We start from the raw sequence: 20,249 nt of genomic DNA, 5'->3' as shown, positions 1-20,249 counted from the left end.
GCAACGAATTGCCACTAGCCAGCCGGAAATAAGCCTGATGGTCTAGAAGTAATTAGTTTACCCCAGCAATCAGCGAAATAATTTCGTTATTAATGATGTGATTTTCTCTAATGTGACAAGAAAACAGCTTCAATCGGAGTAATAACGAAAGAATGGCGTTACTATAGAAACAGTTTCGTTATTAACGCCGCTCTTTCGCTAAATCCTTTCTACTTGGGTATAAAAGCTACTTTTAGGGAAAATGTGGTAGCTAATAACGAAATAATTTCTCTAAATTATACCCCAGATCATGAGAAAGCATGAGAAAGCATGAGAAAGCAAAAAAACCTGATCCTAAAGAATCAGGTTTCAATAACTTTGAATCAACATCTACTTAAAACTTAGTTTCACCCTCTGGCATCGGTTCAGGCAATTCACATTTGCTCTGCATGATATAATGCTTTCCTTCAGCAGATGAATCATGGATGCCGATCATCGCTTCTAGCACGTGATAACCCAGCTCTCCGCTAGCACGATGCTTGCGGCCTTGTAGAATAGCCTGAGCCATATCTGCTGCGCCAATGCCGCGATTATTGCCGTCAAACCCGTGAGTCAAAGCAATCTCTTGCCATTCTGAGTTGCCATTGTTACGCAATTTAACTACGCCGCCAAAACCGTTTGGATCGGGTACAGATAAAGTACCTTTGCTGCCGTAAATTTCAATGTTAGGCAAGCTCTGTCCACCCGGAACGTCGAAGCTAGTAATAATCGTGCCAATAGCGCCGCTATGAAATTCAAGTACACCAGCAACATGAGTAGGAACTTCAACTTGGATTTTCTGACCATTTTTCGGCTGGCTCGTTATTTCACGTTCTGGATAAGTAATGCGTGCAGAACCTGTAATCCGTTGGATTGGTCCTAATAATGCAACCAAAGCAGTTAAATAATAAGGTCCCATATCGAACATCGGACCGCCGCCGGCTTGATAATAGAATTCAGGGTCTGGGTGCCAGCTTTCATGACCTCCGCATAACATAAACGCCGTCGCTGCTACTGGAACGCCAATTGCACCATCTTGAATCAGCTTAATGCAGGTTTGGATACCACCACCAAGGAATGTATCCGGAGCTGTACCAACCAGCAACCCCTTCTCCTTAGCCAGTGCGATTACCTCTTGAGCTTCTTCACGAGTAACTGCAAATGGCTTCTCCACATATACATGTTTCCCTGCATGTAAAGCCTGCAAATTTACTTTAGCATGCACTTTGGGAATAGTCAGGTTAATCACTAATTGAATTTCCGGATCTGCTAATAATTCTTCTACAGAATAGCCTTTAACTCCGTGCTTTTCTGCTTTCGCTTTCGCACGCTCTATATCTAAATCTGCACAAGCTACGACTTCCAAGCCCTCGAATAATGCTTTACCGTTTGAAAAATAAACTTCACTAATATTACCGCATCCAATAATACCTGCTTTAATTTTGCCCATTGTCTAAACTCCCTAATTATATTATTTAGCTGACCAAACAAAACCACGACGCATTAATTCTGTTACTTCAGGCATAGCTACAATATTCGCTTGATGACCTAATGAATTATAGTAGACCTTGCCCTCGCCATACGATTTAGTCCACACTACAGGCATAACCACTTCACCGAAATTCGTTGTTGCCAAGACATTATTGGCAGGATCGACATGCATATAATATTGCTCGGAACAAACCGCGAAATCCTCAATGCCTGCTACCAAAAAATCATCTTTTTGCTTGATATTAACCATGTAATTCACGCCGTCGTTTCCTGGATGAGCCACCCATTGGCCACCGACCATAAGCTGGAATTCAGTCTCATTGCGGAAGGAATCTCCTAATCCTCCGTGACAGCCGGCAATCCCCACTCCACTTTTCACAGCTGCAAGCAGAGGATCCAATTGTTCTTTAGTGATACTTCCCATTGTCCATACCAGAACTATCAAGTTTAAACCCAACAGCTTTTCTCCATCCAATAAACTATCTAACGTATCCGAAACCTCAACTTCAAACTGCTCTTCACCAAGAATTCCTGCAAAAATATCCGCAACCTCTTTAGGTTGATGTCCATCCCAGCCGCCTTGCACGATTAATGCCTTTTTCACCTTACATTCCTTCTTCCTATTAGTATAGAATAATTACATTTCGCTGATTTTAACCCAACGTCTTTGGTCAATCGAACGCTCCACTGCTTCTAGAACCTCTTGGCATTTCACACCATCCACGAAATTCGGTACAGGCTGGCTGTCCGTTCCAAAGCATTCCATCATTCCCACAAGCTCATGAATAAAGGTTTGTTCATAACCAATCGTATGACCTGGCGGCCACCAAGCATCTGCATATGCATGAGCAGGATCTGTAGCCAATACACGACGGAAGCCCTGAACATCAGCAGCATCATCTGTAAAATAAACCTGCAATTCGTTCATTCGTTCGAAATCGAATTTCACGCTGCCCTTACTGCCATTAATCTCAAAAGAATTCGTACAACGATGCCCAGGCGCAAATCGAGTTGCTTCAAAGCTGCCCAATGCTCCATTCGTAAAACGAGACAGGAACAACGTAGCATCATCCACATTAACAGGTCCTTTAGGTGCGTCTGCACTGCCTTTAGCACTTAAGCCTGTCATCGATTCAGCGATAGGACGCTCTTTAATGAACGTCTCGCTCATGCCAATAACCTCTTCCATACCACCAATCAGGAAATGCGCTAAGTCAATCAAATGAGCGCCTAAATCACCATGCGAGCCAGATCCCGCAATCTCCTTATCCAACCGCCAAACAAGCGGAAACATCGGATCGACAATCCAATCCTGCAGAAACCAAGCACGGAAATGATAAATTTGGCCAAGACGTCCTTCATCTAGAAGCTTTTTAGCCAAGAGAACAGCAGGAGTAAACCGATAATTAAAGCCAATCATATGTTTAATGCCAGCCGCTTCTGCCGCTTCAAGCATTTCTCGTGAATCTGCCAGGTTAAGCGCTAAAGGCTTTTCACAGAAAATATGCTTGCCCGCCTTAGCGGCAGCCAAAGCAATCTCTTTATGCGCATTGCTTGGAGCATTGATATCAATTAAATCAATATCATCGCGTTTCAATAGCTCCCGCCAATCGGACACATACCCTTCCCAGCCAAATTGCTCGGCCGCTTGTTTAACACCCGCTTCATCTCTACCACAAATGAGCTTCATGACAGGCTTGGTTACCTGAGGGAAGAACATTGGAATCGCGCGGTAAGCAGCACTATGAGCTTTGCCCATAAATTTATAACCAACCATACCCACATTAATCTGTTTCATATAAGAGAACCTCCTTAGATTTATTACTAGAGATATTAACTGCCACACGATTTACGAACAACTAATTTTGTTGCTAGCTTTTGCTGAAAAAGTGTTTTTTCCTGCTCTCCTAAAACCTGCTTCAGCAGCTTTTCAGCCGCTATTTTACCCATCTCGTAGAAAGGGACATGAACGGTCGTTAAGGGCATATCACTTAGATGCGCCGCATCAGAATCATCATAACCCACGATCGCTATATCTTCTCCGGCACGAACTCCAAGCTCCCGCAAGCCCTGCATTAACCCAATCGCCATTCGATCATTTGCTGCGAAAACCGCATCAATGTTATCTTTTTGCTCGTAGATTAATTGAGCAGCTTGTATCCCGCTGGTTCGACTATAATTCCCCAGAAATACACGTGCTTCGTCAAACTCAAGTCCCTCTTCCTTTAAAGCCAATTGGTAGCCTTCCAGTCGGTCTCGGCTATTCGAATATTGCAGCGAACCATTTAAAAAAGCAATGCGTTTATAGCCCTTATTTAGAAGATGCTTCATTGCATCGTAGCTGCCTTTAACATGGTCTGCATCAATTTCATTAAAGGACTGATTTGCAAAATGCTGATTGACTAAACAAAACGGTAATTTCTGCTCCCAAAGCTGCTCCAGCGCCTTTTCAGAATTGGCAGAATCACTTGAGCCCAGTATGATGCATGCATCTACCTTTTGGGAATGATATAACGAAGTATAGTCCTGTGCCTGCTCAGACGAACGAAAAAGCAATAGGAGATCATAGCCCTTCTGCTGTACCGCTTCACCAATCCCACTGAGAATTTCCGCAAAATAATGGGTAGAAAAAAGATGAACCTTCGGCACATAAGGCAAGATAACACCAAGATTGCCGCTGCGACGCCTTGCAAAGCTTTGTGCAATTGCATTAGGATGGTAATTCAATTCGTTCACGACTTGCAGCACACGCTGCTTCGTATCTTCACGCATGGGACCAACGCCATTGAGCACCCGAGAAACTGTCGCCTCAGAAACACCAGCAGCTAAAGCTACATCCTTACGCGTGACCACAGGACCGCGCCTCCTTGTAAGTATTTCTTATTTTATGTACACGCGTTCATTTTCTCATTCGATACTTCGTTTGTCAATATATTCTTAAGCTTCCCCTGTTTGGGTGATTTTGCCGATGGTAGCACGCAATAATTTCAAAGCTAGTATGTAGTAGTTAAAATGACTGCTATTCTCATCCAGAAAACAAAAATACATTCCTTCATTAAGCGCGTGATGTGCGAGAAGGTAGGCACAGACAAAAAGCTGTTTATGCTCATTAATGTCACGATTAATCACAATAATAATCGCATCCTCACTCTCATCTATATAATAAAGCCCACCGATTTCATCAGGCATTCTATCATACCGAACCAAGACCCCTAACACATCTGCAAGCTCAATTACCGATTCAATCTCATACTTCTTAATCACATTTAACAGTGCATTTTCCATTTAATTTCTCCCTAGATAACAATAATACATTCATTATAAAAAACTTCGTTTAAATAGGCTGTCGAAACTTGACGAAGAAATGAAAAAAACCATTCTACGTTGGAATTAACGGGAACGGTTATTTTTTATCTGTCATTATTTTTGATTTGCACGTTTATAGCGCATGATTTTTCCGAAAATGGCTTTATTCGCTAAGCTGCGAAATATATAGGGATCCGGCTTTGTATTAACTTCTAAGATCCATGGAACGATAGCTTCATCCAACGCTACATCTATGCCAATCTCTTTTATTCCTGGATATCGTTTATGCAATTGCTTGGCAACATTGGTCCCTAATTGCTTAAATTGTTTATGATAGTGTTTTTTTCCAGTTTCTTTTGTGCGATCTTTCAATAGTTCCTCAATGGGCATTAGCTTTCCGCCACTATGATAATTTGTGACAATTTTCCGTGGATGTGCTACCCGTCCAATCCAGCCTGTTGTTTCCCATTCCTTCTGCAGGTTCTTCTGAACCATAATGCGAATATCAAACCTACGTTTTTGGTATTTAAGCAAATGGATCCCTTTTTGGACCAAATATTTTGTTTTTCTAGTTTTGCGTTCAATATCCTCGTACATACTGTCATAATTTACGAACGAGCGCGCTTTTTCCCCCAGCTGATATTGGTAAGGGTTGCTTAGCGCTGAATCCCACTCCACCCTCATAACACCATTCCCAAATGTGCCTATATCCGGTTTAATATAGACCATTCGATATTCGTGGAGCATGGAAAGCAAGCTATCTTTGGTCATCCGAACTGTTTTTGGGATATGGGCTCGAAGCTCGTCATTCTTCATCAGCTCATTTGTCTTTTTCCATTTACTCACTACAAATCTTTTCATTTCATAAGCCGCCTCCCCTCTCGCCACTTTACTTCCGATACAACTTGCTTAAGCCTTTAACCGTATTAGCCCAACTAAACTGTCGCTTCATATCCCTTCTAGCTCGTTTCCCTAAACCTCGCGAGAAACTACGATTTTTAGCTAGCTTTAACATGACTGCCGCAAATGCTTCAGGACTTCGGTATTTCTCAATCAGATAACCATTTTTACCCTGCTTTATTGTCTCTCTCATCCCACCGAGTTGCGAGGCAATTACCGGAATGCCTGCGGCCATTGCTTCTACATTAACAAGGCCAAAGGCCTCATGCTTCTGAGAAGGACAGACCAAGCAATCCGCCATCCCGTAAACCAAATGCATTTTTCGATGTGGTTTATAGCCTAGAAATGCTGCAGAGATCCCAAGACGTCGGGCTGTTTTTTTTAAGTGGGCTTTATATTTGGAAGTCCCTCTTCCCGCAATTACAAGCTTAGCAGCAGGAACTTTTTTACGGACTTTGGCTAAGGCCTTCATCAGGACTGGAATTCCTTTTCGTGAAACAAGCCGCCCGGCAAAGGCGAACACATAAGAGCCATTTAAACCATATTTCTTGCGCAAACGAGATCGCTTAGTTTTTTTTAGAGGATGAAATTGCTTTAAATCCACACCTAAGTGGACTTGCTTAACCTTATGGCTCAATTTCGGGAATTTAGCTGATAGCTCTCGCTTTAATGAGCTGCTATTGGCAATAATTTTATTTGCTTTACTTAAATGCTTTACTGCCGATTTATGCGAGATCCTTGCTTTCGATACGAAAGTTAATGAATGAAGGAATACTGAAATTGAAGTTTTGGAGAAACCTTTTCGTACGGATGTGATGAACCGTGGGCGATTATCAATCTGAATCCAATCATAGCGCTTGCCTTGAATATGCTTCATAACAGCTCGAATGTAGTGATCAGGATTAGTGGCTGGTACACGAACAATTTTCAAATTTCCTTTTATAGAAATAGGCGGATAATTGGCATAACGTCTACTCATTAATGTCACTTTGTGCTTACGTGCTAATCTTCTGGCAATCGCAAGCATACTAATTTCCACTGATCCCCCTTTGGGTGGAGGCACCGCAATCTGCTCTGGGGCAATCATTAATAAATGCATGAGCTCATACACTTCCTTTTGCACATAAACGAGTTGGATTACACCTTTAGCATATGTTGTAATAGCCAATTTGGTCCTTATTATATAGTTAATTGTCTCGATTTTGTGCACTTAAAAATGGGCTCATGCATACAATGTGGCAAGATATTATGATGGAGGCGATTTAAGATGAGCAAGAACAATCCTTACCCAGCCCAGCCGCAAACCGTTTATCAAGCGGATCCTACATTCATCCAGTCCATGCAAGCGATGAAAGCAAATGTAATCGAGCAGTCTAAGCAATGTATGCATCGTCCTGTTCGCGTTCAAATGGTCGAGGGCCAGGTTTTGGAAGGTACGGTTGTCCATTTGGATAGTGATTACATTTACTTAAAGGTTGAGATGAATCCCGAAACCATGCGTCAGCCGTACAACCCTTATTACAATCCCTACAATTCATCTGTTATTCTTCCACTCGTCTTATATAATTTGCTCGCTATTACATTATTGCTTTAAAAGCAATGAAATAGCCTTCAGCCATTAATTCAAGCTGAAGGCTATTTTTCATTTAGCTTTTGTTTAATTAAAATGTGCGAAGAATGATGACCAACAGAATGTATAGCACCAAGATAACACCTGTGCTCGTGAACCCAATTCCCGCAACTGCACCCATATCCAATTCCTCCTTTGATTCAAAAATTGTTTATGTTTTCCCAATCATTGTATGTTCGCCCGTAAGAAATGACATGGATAACAGTCTATCTTTCTGCTCATTGCTGTATCGCAAGCAAATTATAAAATAGTGTAGATCATACCCACAATCTTTGTTAAAATGAATAGATGTACAGCCGTAAGTAGACTCAGGTGCCGGGGGAATACAATGAAATATTTACATATAGCTTCCGTTAACCCTGGCGATATTGTTGCTAAAACCATTACTTCCGACAACGGCAGTACACTATTAGGTTTAGGACAAGTATTGACCGATAACTTCATAGCCCGGTTGAAGAAAATGGGTATTGATTACCTCTATGTTGAGGATCCCAAAACCTCCGATTTAATACCTGAAGAAATCATTAGCGACGAAACGCGTCAACGCGCTTTTAAGGCTATTCAAACTACTGTAAATCATTTAACAGACATGCCGTATGTCATTGGAATTGCTTCCATGCCGCAATTAGGAGAACGCTTTCGTCTAATCTGTGGAGAGTTCATGAAAGAAATTTCCCGGCGTCCCCATATGAGAATCCATCTAATGAATCTGTTCGTCAAGGATGATTATTTATTTCATCAATCGATTAATGTAACGGTGCTAGCTCTCATGATAGGCGTTGCCAAAGGATATAACCAGGTTCAGCTCACAGAGCTTGGGATGAGCGCTTTGCTCTTCGATATTGGAATGGTGAGTACACCTAAACATTTATGGAATAAGAAAACGGAAATAACACCCATCGAACGCCAGTTAATTCAAACTCATGCGCAAGTTGGCTATGAAATCCTAGATAGGCAGGATGGAGTTTCACCACTGGTGGCTAGAGTTGCCTTGGAGCATCATGAACGCTTTGATGGCTCCGGTTATCCCAATGGCTTGAAGGGGTCGCAAATACATGAATATTCGCAAATTATCAGCATCGCTGATGTCTATTCCGCTTTGACTTCACTGCGTGCTTATCGTCATCGTTATACACCAAGTGATGCGATTGAATTTCTCTTGGCTACAGGCAATCAGCAATTCGATATCAAGCTTATTCAACAGTTCTGCAGTTATATAACCATTTATCCGGTTACTTCAACCGTACGTTTGAATACGGGCCAAATCGCCGTTGTATCCGCCACTAATCGCAATTTCATCCATCGTCCCGTCGTTCGTATCATTCAGGAGGCCAATGGTCAGCCATCTGTAAGCCGCCATGAAATTGACTTGTTTCACTCAACTAATATTACCATCGTCAGCTCGCTGTGAATAAAAAATCCCGCCTACTGCAGACTGTGCAGGAAGGCGGGATTCTGTATATTATGGGGCAATCTCTAAAAATTTAGCCGTTGGGTTTTTCTCAACCGCTGTACGAAGTGCATATTCGTTTTCGAATAAAGCGACATAGTTATCTTTTTTATCTTTAACCAAGGTGGAATTGATCCGGAATTTGCTCGGGTCAATTTTATCATCAACCAACCAGCGGGCAAAAGCGTAATTGGCACGGTGCAATTGAATCTCTACACCATATTCTGATTTCATCCGGTGCTCGAATACTTCGAATTGCAGCTGTCCGACAACACCAAGAATAGTTTCATCAAATCCGCTAATTGTACGGAATACTTGAATGGTTCCTTCCTCCGTTAGCTGGTCGACGCCTTTTTGATATTGCTTTTGCTTCAATGCATTCTTGACCGTAACTTTACAGAACAATTCGGGTGAAAAAGTCGGCAGCTCGTCGAATACAACGTCCCCGCCTTGAGACAATGAGTCGCCAATTCGGAAAATACCCGGATCAAACAGTCCAATAATATCACCTGGGTAAGCCGTATCCACAATATCCCTATCCTGTGCCAGGAATTGCTGTGGCTGAGCTAGCTTAATGTCTTTACCAATTCTCACATGCTTTACTGACATCCCACGCTCAAATTTCCCTGAGCAAATCCGCAGAAAAGCAATACGGTCGCGATGAGCTGGATTCATGTTCGCTTGAATTTTAAATACATAGCCTGTAAATTTCTCGCCAAAAGGAGAGATTACACCTACGCTGCTATTGCGCGGTTCTGGATAAGGGGCAAGCTCGAGAAAATTATCGAGGAAGGTTTGCACCCCAAAGTTATTAATCGCACTCCCAAAAAAAACTGGTGTTAGCTCACCACGGCGAACTTTTTCTAAATCCAATGGATCCCCTGCTACATCAAGCAGCTCCAAATCATCACAAAGCTGTTTAAACAAGAATTCTCCAGCAATCTCTTTCACTAGAGGATCTCGGTATCCACTAACCTTGCTTACTTGAATTTCTCTATGCTCTCCGCCTTGAAACAGCTCCAATTGCACATGCTGCCGATCGTAGACTCCACAGAATTGCTTGCCCGAACCAATAGGCCAATTCATTGGATAAGAACGAATACCCAACACCTGCTCAAGCTCTTCTAATAATTCAAACGGGCTTTGCCCTTCGCGATCCATCTTATTAATAAATGTAAAAATCGGAATGCCTCGCTTGCTGCAAACCTGGAATAATTTCTTTGTTTGTGTTTCCACACCTTTGGCAGAGTCAATTAACATTACCGCACTATCCGCAGCTGTTAAAGTCCGAAAAGTGTCCTCACTGAAATCTTGGTGACCTGGAGTATCCAATATATTGACGCGATTGCCTTCGTAATCGAATTGCATCACGCTGGAAGTTACGGAAATCCCTCTTTGTTTCTCAATTTCCATCCAATCGGATGTAGCATGCTTGTTAGACTTACGAGCTTTTACGGTTCCTGCCAAACGAATGGCTCCTCCGAATAACAAAAGCTTTTCCGTCAATGTCGTCTTTCCTGCATCCGGATGTGAGATAATCGCAAATGTTCTTCTTTTATGAACCTCAGTTTGGATTTCTTCAATAAGTGGTGTTGTCATTCTATTCTCCGTTTCCCTTCCTTACATAGCATTATTTACACTTTAGCAGAATTGGACGGCATCGTCCATGCAGACAAGCGAATTCTAGGGAATAAGCAGAATTTTCCCTGTGCTATGGCGACTCTCCATATAGCGGTGTGCCTCAGCACCCTCTGATAACTTATATAAGGTTGGAGCAGCTAAACGTAACTGTTTCGTCCGCAGCCATTCAAACAATTCATTGGCACGTGTTACTCTTTCCATATGCGAAGTGAGGTAGTTCCATAAATCGCCGCCCGTTAAGGTTTTTGATCCATCCATTAGCATACGCGGATCAATCGATTGAGGATCCCCGCCGGACATTCCGTAGAACACTACGGTTCCTCCGATTTTTGTGGCAAGGAAGCTTTCTTCAAGTGTTGAGCCTACGGAATCATAAACCACATCGAAGCCTTTTTGCTCACGAGTAAGCAGGTCTGCCTTTTCAACCCAATGCTCTGCATATAATAATACTTTATCCGCTCCTGCTTTCAAAGCAACTTCCCGTTTGGCTGGAGTAGATGTCAAGCCAACGACATAAGCTCCTCTAAGCTTGCATATTTGGCTTAGCAGCTGGCCAACCCCGCCGGCAGCAGCATGAATTAATACTTGAGTTCCTTCAATCACTTTATAGCTATCCTGTGTCAGATAATGGGCAGTCCATCCTTGCAGCAGCAGCGATGCTGCCGTTTCAAAAGAAATATCCCCAGGTATTGGTACAGCGTGATCCTCAGGAACCGCAACTAGCTCTGCATTAGCATGAGGGACGTCCGCAAAAGCCACCCTATCTCCGATTTGAAATGCGGTAACACTCTTACCAACCTGCTCAACAGTACCTGCTCCTTCATATCCTAGAATATACGGAGGATTTCCCTTGAGATGATAATTGCCCCGCCTCCGATAAATATCAGCAAAGTTCAAGCCGATAGCTTTCATCCGCACTAAAATTTCCCGCTCCCCAATGACGGGATCTGGCAGCTCCTTATATAGCAATACCTCAGCGTCACCGAATAGCTCAAAACAAAGTGCTTTCACAAAGGTATCTCCTCGTTTTCAGTCTTTCCTCATATTCTACAGGAATTGCTGACAAAGCGCCAAAACAGAAAAACCTCCACTCCTCACCCTAACGGTAAGAGAATGGAGATTTAGTTATTTAAATGAGCAAAGGGCTAGTTAATAAAAGCAATAAATTGCAGAAATCTTACCAGCATCGAGGCTGCTTCAGCTCTGGAAGCATATTCTTGAGGAGCAAAGGAGTGATCATCCCTGCCTTTTACAATCCCCGTTTCAAGCAACTCTGCAACAAATGGAACAGCCCATTTACTGATAGCATGTTGATCTGCTAATTCAGATAGAATGATATCCTGTCTCTCTCTAATGTTTACAGATGCTTGTAAATAACTCAAAGCATTCCCTAACATGACCGCCATTTGCTCTCGAGTGATTTTTTCATTTGCACCAAATGTATTATTTTTATAACCGCTGACTACACCCGCTTTAATAGCTGCACCAACGCCACCTGCATACCAGCTATCCTCTGTAATATCGGAGAGCTTTAAAGCGGCTTGCTTGTCCTCTCTTAAACCAAGCGCTCGCGCTAACATCACCGTAAATTCAGCTCTAGTTACAGATGTATTCGGATTAAACTTTTCTGCAGTTACCCCTTTTATCAACCCTTTATCTGCCAAAAGATCGATCTCCATCTGTGCCCAATGATTGCTTAAATCTGCGAATTTATGCGGAGTGCGAACAACTCCATAGAGGCTATTATGAGGCGATTTAAGGGTAACTATCGTTTTCCCCTCATCTGTTTGGAATAACGCTGGTACAAAAGCCAATTGCCCTGTTGCTTCGTCCAAGGTAACAACAGTAAGCTCATTTGGGTTAGTTTGTTCATCCATCTCGAAGGTTCTAGAAACATATTTTCCATTAAAATCTGTCAGAAGCTCCTGTTTTCCGTCGCCTTCAAAAGACGTTGTAAATTTAATAATAGGACTAACCAAGCTACCTTTATCTCCCAATGCAAGCGTGAATTTATCCTCTGAAGCCTGATCTACTTTCTCCATACTTACAACTAACAATAGATTATGGAATGCAGCAGCACCAAATTTATCCTCTAAGGCTTCAAAATCAATTAGCTTCACTGGTAAGAGAAAGCTGTTTTTCGCTGATTTGATCTCAATTACAGCATTTGGAATTTGTTTGGCTATAAGGTATAAGTCCGCTACAAGAAGCTTTATTGAAGCATCCGTCTCAGCTTTAGGAAGCAGGAGTGTGAGGATGTGCAGTTTTTTGGCTTCAAGCTGCTCTAAAGCTTTTGCAAAAACAGCTGAATCCACAGGCTGATAGCTAAGCAACTGGTAGCTTAAACCAGCAGGATTAACTTTGAAAACCAGCTCTGGAGTAGCAGTAGCTTCCAGGGAATGAGCAGATTCGTTTGCACTCTTATCTACCGCACTTATTTGAAAGGTGTAGCCTGTCCCATTGGTTAACGGCTTAACTGTGTAGGTGCTCCCCGTAACCGTAACGGTGTTTAATCTAGCTCCGTTCTGATAAATATTGTAGCCGCCAAGATCTGGCTCGTCATTTACTGTCCATTGTAGAACAATTTCACTGTCACCTGCCTGCGCATTCAAGCCTGTTGGTTTAGCTGGCGGGGTTATATCTGGGCTGACAAAAAGTGGTCCTGGTTGTCCTGGTTGTTCCGGTTGTTCTTCTGGTCCTGGTTGTTCTGGTAGTGCTTCAACTGGGGAGGCAGTAACAACTTCAGATGGAATCGATTCGTTTCCAGATATATCTACCGAGGTCACGGTAAAACTATAAGATTGTCCATTAATTAATAACCCGACTGAGTAAGTGTTGGCTGTAAGGATGCCAATATTGTGTTTAATCCCATTCACATAAACGTTATATCCAGCAAGATCATCCTCATTATTCGCTTTCCAGTTTAATGTTACAGAAGCGTCACCTGGAGCCGCACTCAATTCAGTTGATATTGCAGGTGCAATAGTATCGGCTTCTTCACCTGCAAAACTCGTAACACGATGATCTGAGCTAATTAATTTTCCGGATAAATCTTTGACATTAAAGACAATTACATGATAAAGGGTACCCACAGATTGATAGTTAGTTGTTAATTTCACTTTTGCTGGGTCTTGTTGAAGCTCTGCTTTCAATACGGTTAAGCCATTGTCAATGGTATAATTACCAATGTTCTCAGTACTCACTTTATCTAAAGCCTCATTAAATGTCAGCATTACCGTTGTGTTGGTTATCGGATCAGCCCGCACAATCTCTGGTGCCCCAAGAATATTTATGATCAATTGATTAATTAAATTAGCAGCACTTTGACCTAACACATCCCTAATGGGTGTCTCATCTTTCTGATAATTAAGCGAGACAGCTTGGGATTCTAAAATTTCTGTGTATAGAGTCAAAATCACCTCAAAAGAGCTCAAAGCTACAGATTCTACCTTTACAGTTGATTGGGGATTATTATCAATAAAAACTTTGAAATCCTTTGGTGAAGGAATCGAACTCTCATCTAAGGGTTGATTATATGTTAATGTGATTTGCTTCCCTTCAACTATTGCTGATGTTAGTAATGGATTTGCTAGGAAGCCATTACCTATAAATACTATTGAATTATGACCTGAATTTATTAACTCACCTGCAGAATCCTTCACATTGCCGATGGTAACTTTATATATGGCTCCTGATTTTGAAGGAGAAACCGTTGTTAAAATAACTTTCTTTGGATCCATTTGCATTACCGCACTGATTACGGAAAGTTTAGCTTTTGCTCCGTATAGTTCAGTAATGGAATAGTTTGCAATAAACTGCGCTGTTAGTGGATCTAACGGCTTATTAAAAGTCAGCTCGACAGTTGTATTCGTCCAAGCAACTGCGGCGGTTACACTAAAAGGATCAGCTAGCAGTGTAGTCAAGCTAACTACGTTAGAATCACCTGCACTAGAACCGCCTATTACAACCAGCTTGAACTGATATTTTGTGTTCACTGCCAAATCAATCACAGTCGCTGAATCCGTCCCGATCGTAGAAATGGGTGCCAAAGTCGTTGCAGTACTCCAATGAGTGCCATCTGTCGATTCTTGAATCAAGATAGAATCTGCATTAGAAGGTGCTATCCAGCTAAAGGATGCTGTATCGGCAGTTTTCCCTGTGCTCATAAAGCTTGTTATCGGTCCTGTTTCTCCTGAGTTTATTCCTGCAAAATACACTGAATTTTCAAGCGGATTAACAACACCCCCACCTAAATCAGTTACATTATCTATAGTAATCTCGTATAATCCAGCATTTAAAGTGGAAGTTGTAAGAATCACCTTGTTTGGTTCGGATTGTCTTACAGCTTTAGTAACTTGAACATTATGATTAATGGAATAATTCAAAACATTTTGAGATGTAAGCAGCTCAACCGGATTGTTGTAATAAAGCACAATAGTTTTATTATTTTGAGCGATTGCCATAGTTGGTTTCAGCAGTTCCGATGTATATAAACCAATACTATTAGATTCTCCAGCATTAGAACCACCTGTCACAACAAGCTTGAACTGATATTTTTCGTCCGGGCTTAGCCCAGTAACCGTTGCACCTGTCGCATTAGCTGTGATAGGTATTAGAGTCGTTGCCTCACTCCAATCCATACCAAGTAATGATTGTTGAATCGATACAGAGGATGCCCCCTCCGCTGCTGTCCAGTTAAATGAAGCCGTTGTCGCAGTAACTCCTGTATTGGCAAAATCTACTATTGGAGCAGCTGACAAACCATTTGTTATTGCATATAAATTTGAGTTAACTAGTTTAGGATCAACGGAAGTACTTACAGAAACTGCATAAGTCCCTGCATTAGGATTTATTATGTTAAGGACTTCAATTTCTACTATTGAAGCACTTGGTGTATCCTCTTGAAGCTCAATGGTAACACTAAACACCCCTGTTTCAATCGAGCCACCTCCTGAGGGCGGAGGTGTGCTAGGTCCTGTTCCTGATCCATTACCTGGCTCTGGACTTGGTGTTGGAGTTGGAGTTGGACCGGAGCCAGCATCTGAGCTAAAGAACTCAGCTTGACTAACTGAGCTAGTTAACCCGTTAATTTTAAAAGAATATTCGTTTGTTGGTGCAGCAGGTGGAAAGCCAGGTTGAGATGGAGGTGTAGGTGGAAATGGGTATGGCCAAGCATCCATGGGGAAATTTAAAGTAATATGCTCCCCTTTTAATAGTTTGCCGTAGCTGCTTAACTGAAAAGTAAGTTGATAATCAGAGCTCTCCCCAGCTTTATTTGAGGTAAGTTTTATGAACGGTTTGCTAACCTGAGTAGCAATAGCATTATTGAGATTCGCCATTTTCCCTGAGCTAGTTTTTCCTTGTAAGGAAGAAAGGGTAACCCCACTTTCTTTAATTAAAGCTATCGTTTCTACTGTAGATAGGTGCTTTTGACCAAGCAAAGCTGCTGCAATTCCAGTGACATGAGGAGCTGCCATCGATGTCCCGCTCAAATAAGCATAAGCTTCTGAATAATTGGTCTGCCCGAACTTGGGAAAGGTACTCAAAATATTTACACCAGGTGCACCCACATCGACATTCTCTAAACCATAGTTTGAAAAATAAGCTAGCTGACCTTTGTTGTCAATTGCAGCTACACTAATAATATTAGCTGCAGGAAGATTTGTTGGTGATTTATGAATAATGTCATTATTTGAACTATCGTTACCAGCTGCAGCAACAAAGACAATTCCTGAGTCCTCTATAGCTTGATTTAGCAATTCATCATAGCCCCCATCTGCTCCTCCCCAGCTGGCATTAATCACTTGTGCACCATATTCTTTGGCGTAATGGATAGCATCTATGGCATCCAACGTGCTTCCACCTTTAGGACCAATGAACTTAAGCGGCATAATTTTCACATTAGATGCAACCCCACGCACTCCAATAGAATCAGCTGCTGCTGCAATAGTACCTGCAACATGAGTTCCGTGATAATCCCCGTCTCCTTCATCATAAACACTACTGTCATCGTGGAGGAAATCCCACCCCTGTACCGTTCGTCCTATTAAATCCGGATGATTAATATCTACTCCCGTGTCTATAACCGCTACAATTACTTCGTTTAAATCATTTGTATACTCCCATGCTTCAGGTGCATCTAAATCTATATCATCTATACCTGATTCTCCTTGGATACTCTGACCATTATTGTTTAAGCCCCACAGCTCAAGAAATTTGGCATCATTATTACTTGGGACCGAATCCGTATAATATAAGTAATTGGGTTGGGCAAGCTCAACAAGTCCGCTATCTATAAGAGATGTGACCACACTATTTACATTTTCAGTTGAATTAATTTTTAACAGTTGTACACTTTCATTGTCTAAGGGGATAACAGCTTTCAAACTTAAGTTATTGTCCCTAGTTAGGGATAAGCTTTGTCCGCTATTAAGATTGGTTTTAAATTTGACGATAACCTCGCCTTCTACATACACTTTATGCTCGTTGGTTAAGAACATCGGTTCCTCTTCAGCATTTACTAATACTGGTTTCAAGCTTATTACTGCCACCCAAACCCCAAAAACCAACATACAAAAAACAACAAACTTTTTAAACATAAGATGGTTCAAGTGGCTTCCTCCTACATATTATTGATACCAATTGTATCTTATAACATATACTACCATATTATGATACATTATGTATCGGTTTATTTATAATTCTCACTTTTTAAAGCTTCACTATTTAGCCCTACCAAGCGCAACAAAAAACGGAACCCAATGGGTTCCGCTATCTATACTTAATATTCATTTGTATTATCTACCCAATCAGAAAAGCTCTAGCTGGCGCCGCTTCAATGCCTGCAAGCTTAAGCGGTGCAATCACCATAAAATAATTGCCGCCCGGAACATCCTTAAGGCGCAATCCTTCAACTACATGAATGCCCGCTCCCAGCAAAGTACGATGAGTGCCATAATTAGGCTGCGCTCGTTCAATACCCAAGCCGTCCGTACCTATACCTTTAACCTTTAAATCATGCAAATAATGAGCTCCATCTTCCTTCAAATAAATGAATTCGAAATTGAATTCCTCAGAAGCCGAGTTACTCGTTTTAAACAACAGCCATTCCCCCGCTTGAATCGCGAACGGCTCTAAATCGGCTTTAGTGATCCCGTCTACTACATGGCTAAGATCCAATACTCTAGCTGGACCAACCAAGGATTCCAGATCAATGGCTTCCATTGTTGCTCCATTTTCGAGCATGTGCAGAGGGGCATCAATATGAGTTCCTGTATGTGCATCCATTGTAATTATAGTTTCGTAAGCTTTCCCAGTCACAAAATTCGAAGAATTAAGGAAAACCGGTCTTTTCTCATCTTTATTCTTATAAACCTGCATGGTTGGTTGAATCGTCATGGAAATATCATAAAACTTACTCATATTGGAACACCTCTTTAGTTAGAATTAAATATGTTCGCCTACCCAAACGACTTCACTTTCAGCTTGTCCATTTACAGGCCACCAATGAAAGCCATCTTTTGCTAATAATTCATCCGCTTCTTGAGGTCCCCATGTACCAGCTGGATAAATATGCAAATCATCTGCATTTTCTGCCCAAGCTTCTGCGATTTGATCAACAAATTGCCAAGCCAGCTTTACTTCATCCCAACGAGTAAAATAAGTCGAATCTCCGCAAGCCGCATCATATATCAGTAATTCATATGCCTCTGGAGTATTCAAACCCACCAAGCAGCTTTGGCAGAAATCCATTGCGACCGGTATAATCGTCGATTGTGATTCATCTGAAGATCCTGGACGTTTGGCATTAATCTTGATATAAATGCCTTCCATTGGATTCACACGGAACACGAGCAAATTAGGCTGCAGTTTGTTCTTTTTGGCCAAGTAGACGTTATCTGGAATGTTCTTGAACTCCACGACAACCTCTGTTGTTTTTACAGGTAAATTCTTCCCAGTTCGAATATAGAAAGGCACGCCTGCCCACCGAAAATTATCAACAAAGACTTTAGCTGCAAAATAAGTGGAAGTAGTCGAAACTGGATTCACATTAGGCTCTTCACGATAAGCTACTCTCGATTTACCGCGCACCGTACCCTCACCATATTGGCCACGAACCACATGACTTTTGACTTCTTCTTTAGAGGAATAAGCCCTAAGCGAGCGCAACACTTTAACCTTCTCATCACGCAAATCTTCCGGATGTAAACGGCTTGGAGGTTCCATAGCCATCATAGTAACCATCTGCAGCATATGATTCTGCCCCATATCGCGCAACGCACCGGAATGATCATAGTAACCTCCGCGCTCTTCAACACCCACAGTTTCACTAAGTGTGATTTGAATGTTGGCAATATATTTATTATTCCACAAAGGTTCAAAAAAGGCATTCGCGAAACGTACCACACCAATGTTCTGTACCATTTCTTTACCTAAATAGTGATCAATTCGATATATTTCTTTTTCTTCAAATACCTTATTAATCTCTTCATTCAACAGCTTAGCCGATGCAAGATCAAAGCCAAATGGCTTCTCAATTACCAAGCGATGCCAGCCGTCGGTTTCCAGCATTCCGCCATCACGAAGATTATGAGCAACACTGCCAAACAAATCAGGAGCTAATGCCAAGTAAAACAAGCGATTGCCTGCGATATCGAACTTCTGCTCAAGTTTAGTGGCTACACTAGAAAGCTCTTTAAAGCCATCTATATTATTGATATCCAGGGACATGTAGGTGAAATGCGCAGCAAAACGCTGCCAATCTGCATCTACCTTATCCACTTTATATCGAGCGAATTCTTGAATGGATTGCAGCAAATCATCATGAAATTGTACTTCAGTTCGCGGTCTTCTCGCTAAGCCAATCACAGCAAACTTCTCAGACAATTTACCTTCACGATATAAACTATATATAGCTGGAAAAAGCTTACGTCTTGCTAAATCACCAGTCGCGCCAAAAATAAAAAATACGGCTCCGGATTGCTTGATTGCTTCACTTTTCGTATCGCTCATCGTTACACCATCATTCTTCCTTATTTTAGATTATCTTGTTCAGTTTAGCATATCTAAATGCATCTCAACAAGAAAACAGGGTAAAAAGAAAAACCCAACAAATGGAAGACACATTCGACTCCCTAGCGGATTCCCTTTTTTGCAGCATTATAATGCCTTTTGCATCAGATAACAATGCACCAATGGCATATAGTCTTGAATCTCATAGCCTTTATTTTGATAGAATGCAATGGCATGCTCATTATCTTCATCAACGAATAAGCGTGCGAAGGTGCAGCCCATTCGCTTGCCATATCGTTCTCCAACTGTCATTAATCGACTCCCCCAGCCGCGATTCACATTCGATGCTTCTACGGCTAGTAAATCAATGAATAAGATACGCTCCTTTAATACTAAACTTATAAAACCGAATGGAGGCTTACCTGCTCTAATGGATACATAAACCTTGGCTTTTTTTAAGCGAAGATAAGTCTCCTTTTTACTTAATTTTAATTTAGGCTCCGCTATTCGCGCTTTAGGTAAAAGTCGTTTTACAACGATTCGATACAAATGAAGATCATCTCTGACAGGAACCCTTAACCGAATCACGGCTTCACCCCCTACACAACAATATATGTAAAAGAGAGATTCGTTCACACCTAATATTAGCCTTTATATTTTTTTGAAAACCAGACTAAGAACCATATACAAATGGCTGCTACTATAACAATCACAATAATCTGTGTTAGATTCATCCTATAGCGCCCTTTCATTTATAAAATAAACTTGACAAATTACCCATAATCAGCAATTGGTGCTATA

At 41.6% G+C, this 20,249-nt stretch carries 16 protein-coding genes; 2 read left to right on the top strand and 14 right to left on the bottom strand.

Translation table 11 applies throughout. The features are described from left to right. Nucleotides 1–373: 373 nt before the first annotated feature. From EHS13_RS06990 to EHS13_RS06960, 7 genes are all read right to left on the bottom strand, one after another. Entirely contained in the window at nt 374–1,468 is a 1,095-nt protein-coding gene (locus tag EHS13_RS06990) for a Gfo/Idh/MocA family protein (RefSeq protein ID WP_155699650.1), read from the bottom strand. Between the two features lie 21 nt (nt 1,469–1,489). Then, nucleotides 1,490–2,113 carry a ThuA domain-containing protein gene (locus EHS13_RS06985; RefSeq protein ID WP_155699649.1) on the bottom strand — a complete coding sequence of 208 codons (624 nt, stop codon included), beginning with the start codon at nt 2,111–2,113 and terminating at the stop codon, nt 1,490–1,492. Between the two features lie 33 nt (nt 2,114–2,146). Continuing rightward, nucleotides 2,147–3,307, bottom strand: coding sequence for a Gfo/Idh/MocA family protein (locus tag EHS13_RS06980; protein WP_155699648.1), 1,161 nt, complete (start codon nt 3,305–3,307; stop codon nt 2,147–2,149). Nucleotides 3,308–3,342: 35 nt separating this feature from the next. Next, nucleotides 3,343–4,362 (bottom strand): LacI family DNA-binding transcriptional regulator, encoded by a 1,020-nt coding sequence (locus EHS13_RS06975; protein WP_155699647.1) that lies wholly within the window; start codon nt 4,360–4,362, stop codon nt 3,343–3,345. An 84-nt stretch (nt 4,363–4,446) separates the two neighbouring features. Continuing rightward, nucleotides 4,447–4,794 (bottom strand): ImmA/IrrE family metallo-endopeptidase, encoded by a 348-nt coding sequence (locus EHS13_RS06970; RefSeq protein ID WP_155699646.1) that lies wholly within the window; start codon nt 4,792–4,794, stop codon nt 4,447–4,449. 135 nt (nt 4,795–4,929) lie between these two features. Beyond that, nucleotides 4,930–5,676, bottom strand: a complete 747-nt coding sequence (locus tag EHS13_RS06965; RefSeq protein ID WP_155699645.1) for a YheC/YheD family protein — start codon at nt 5,674–5,676, stop codon at nt 4,930–4,932. A 28-nt stretch (nt 5,677–5,704) separates the two neighbouring features. Next, a complete protein-coding gene (locus tag EHS13_RS06960; RefSeq protein ID WP_155699644.1) occupies nt 5,705–6,883 on the bottom strand; it encodes a glycosyltransferase family 4 protein in 1,179 nt (392 codons plus the stop codon). Nucleotides 6,884–6,982: 99 nt separating this feature from the next. Here EHS13_RS06960 and EHS13_RS06955 point away from each other — a divergent pair, with 99 nt between their 5' ends. After that, the gene (locus EHS13_RS06955) at nt 6,983–7,309 is read left to right on the top strand and encodes an acetyl-CoA acetyltransferase (protein ID WP_155699643.1); all 327 of its coding nucleotides are present in this window, start codon (nt 6,983–6,985) and stop codon (nt 7,307–7,309) included. A gap of 67 nt (nt 7,310–7,376) precedes the next feature. Here the strand turns inward: EHS13_RS06955 and EHS13_RS36365 are convergent, their stop codons facing one another. Beyond that, nucleotides 7,377–7,466, bottom strand: a complete 90-nt coding sequence (locus tag EHS13_RS36365) for a sporulation protein YjcZ (RefSeq protein WP_193571480.1) — start codon at nt 7,464–7,466, stop codon at nt 7,377–7,379. Nucleotides 7,467–7,673: 207 nt separating this feature from the next. Here EHS13_RS36365 and EHS13_RS06950 point away from each other — a divergent pair, with 207 nt between their 5' ends. Next, nucleotides 7,674–8,756, top strand: coding sequence for an HD-GYP domain-containing protein (locus tag EHS13_RS06950; protein WP_155699642.1), 1,083 nt, complete (start codon nt 7,674–7,676; stop codon nt 8,754–8,756). Nucleotides 8,757–8,807: 51 nt separating this feature from the next. On the opposite strand, the gene EHS13_RS06945 is transcribed toward EHS13_RS06950, so the two are convergent. The 6 genes from EHS13_RS06945 to EHS13_RS06920 form a co-directional block, all read right to left on the bottom strand. Beyond that, nucleotides 8,808–10,394: a peptide chain release factor 3 gene (locus EHS13_RS06945; RefSeq protein ID WP_155699641.1), complete on the bottom strand. Its 1,587-nt coding sequence runs from the start codon at nt 10,392–10,394 to the stop codon at nt 8,808–8,810. Nucleotides 10,395–10,478: 84 nt separating this feature from the next. Further along, complete coding sequence (locus tag EHS13_RS06940) at nt 10,479–11,447, bottom strand: quinone oxidoreductase family protein (protein WP_155699640.1); 969 nt, start codon at nt 11,445–11,447, stop codon at nt 10,479–10,481. Nucleotides 11,448–11,581: 134 nt separating this feature from the next. Next, nucleotides 11,582–17,047, bottom strand: a complete 5,466-nt coding sequence (locus tag EHS13_RS06935) for a S8 family serine peptidase (RefSeq protein ID WP_155699639.1) — start codon at nt 17,045–17,047, stop codon at nt 11,582–11,584. A gap of 190 nt (nt 17,048–17,237) precedes the next feature. After that, nucleotides 17,238–17,858 (bottom strand): cyclase family protein, encoded by a 621-nt coding sequence (locus EHS13_RS06930; RefSeq protein WP_155699638.1) that lies wholly within the window; start codon nt 17,856–17,858, stop codon nt 17,238–17,240. A gap of 24 nt (nt 17,859–17,882) precedes the next feature. Then, on the bottom strand, nt 17,883–19,448 hold the full coding sequence (gene zwf, locus EHS13_RS06925; RefSeq protein ID WP_155699637.1) for a glucose-6-phosphate dehydrogenase: 1,566 nt from the start codon (nt 19,446–19,448) through the stop codon (nt 17,883–17,885). A gap of 147 nt (nt 19,449–19,595) precedes the next feature. Then, nucleotides 19,596–20,036: a GNAT family N-acetyltransferase gene (locus EHS13_RS06920; protein ID WP_162462992.1), complete on the bottom strand. Its 441-nt coding sequence runs from the start codon at nt 20,034–20,036 to the stop codon at nt 19,596–19,598. Nucleotides 20,037–20,249 lie beyond the last annotated feature (213 nt).

This window comes from Paenibacillus psychroresistens (assembly GCF_009728935.1).
Taxonomy (GTDB): Bacteria; Bacillota; Bacilli; order Paenibacillales; family NBRC-103111; genus Paenibacillus_AC; species Paenibacillus_AC psychroresistens.
This window is presented reverse-complemented; position numbering and strand designations above follow the sequence as displayed.

Excerpts from the sequence above, each read along its gene's own strand:
- EHS13_RS06965 (WP_155699645.1), bottom strand. The coding sequence starts at position 5,676 with ATGAAAAGATTTGTAGTGAGTAAATGGAAAAAGACAAATGAGCTGATG.
- EHS13_RS06980 (WP_155699648.1), bottom strand. The coding sequence starts at position 3,307 with ATGAAACAGATTAATGTGGGTATGGTTGGTTATAAATTTATGGGCAAA.
- EHS13_RS06930 (WP_155699638.1), bottom strand. The coding sequence starts at position 17,858 with ATGAGTAAGTTTTATGATATTTCCATGACGATTCAACCAACCATGCAG.
- EHS13_RS06955 (WP_155699643.1), top strand. The coding sequence starts at position 6,983 with ATGAGCAAGAACAATCCTTACCCAGCCCAGCCGCAAACCGTTTATCAA.
- EHS13_RS06990 (WP_155699650.1), bottom strand. The coding sequence starts at position 1,468 with ATGGGCAAAATTAAAGCAGGTATTATTGGATGCGGTAATATTAGTGAA.
- zwf (WP_155699637.1), bottom strand. The coding sequence starts at position 19,448 with ATGAGCGATACGAAAAGTGAAGCAATCAAGCAATCCGGAGCCGTATTT.
- EHS13_RS06945 (WP_155699641.1), bottom strand. The coding sequence starts at position 10,394 with ATGACAACACCACTTATTGAAGAAATCCAAACTGAGGTTCATAAAAGA.
- EHS13_RS06970 (WP_155699646.1), bottom strand. The coding sequence starts at position 4,794 with ATGGAAAATGCACTGTTAAATGTGATTAAGAAGTATGAGATTGAATCG.
- EHS13_RS06950 (WP_155699642.1), top strand. The coding sequence starts at position 7,674 with ATGAAATATTTACATATAGCTTCCGTTAACCCTGGCGATATTGTTGCT.
- EHS13_RS36365 (WP_193571480.1), bottom strand. The coding sequence starts at position 7,466 with ATGGGTGCAGTTGCGGGAATTGGGTTCACGAGCACAGGTGTTATCTTG.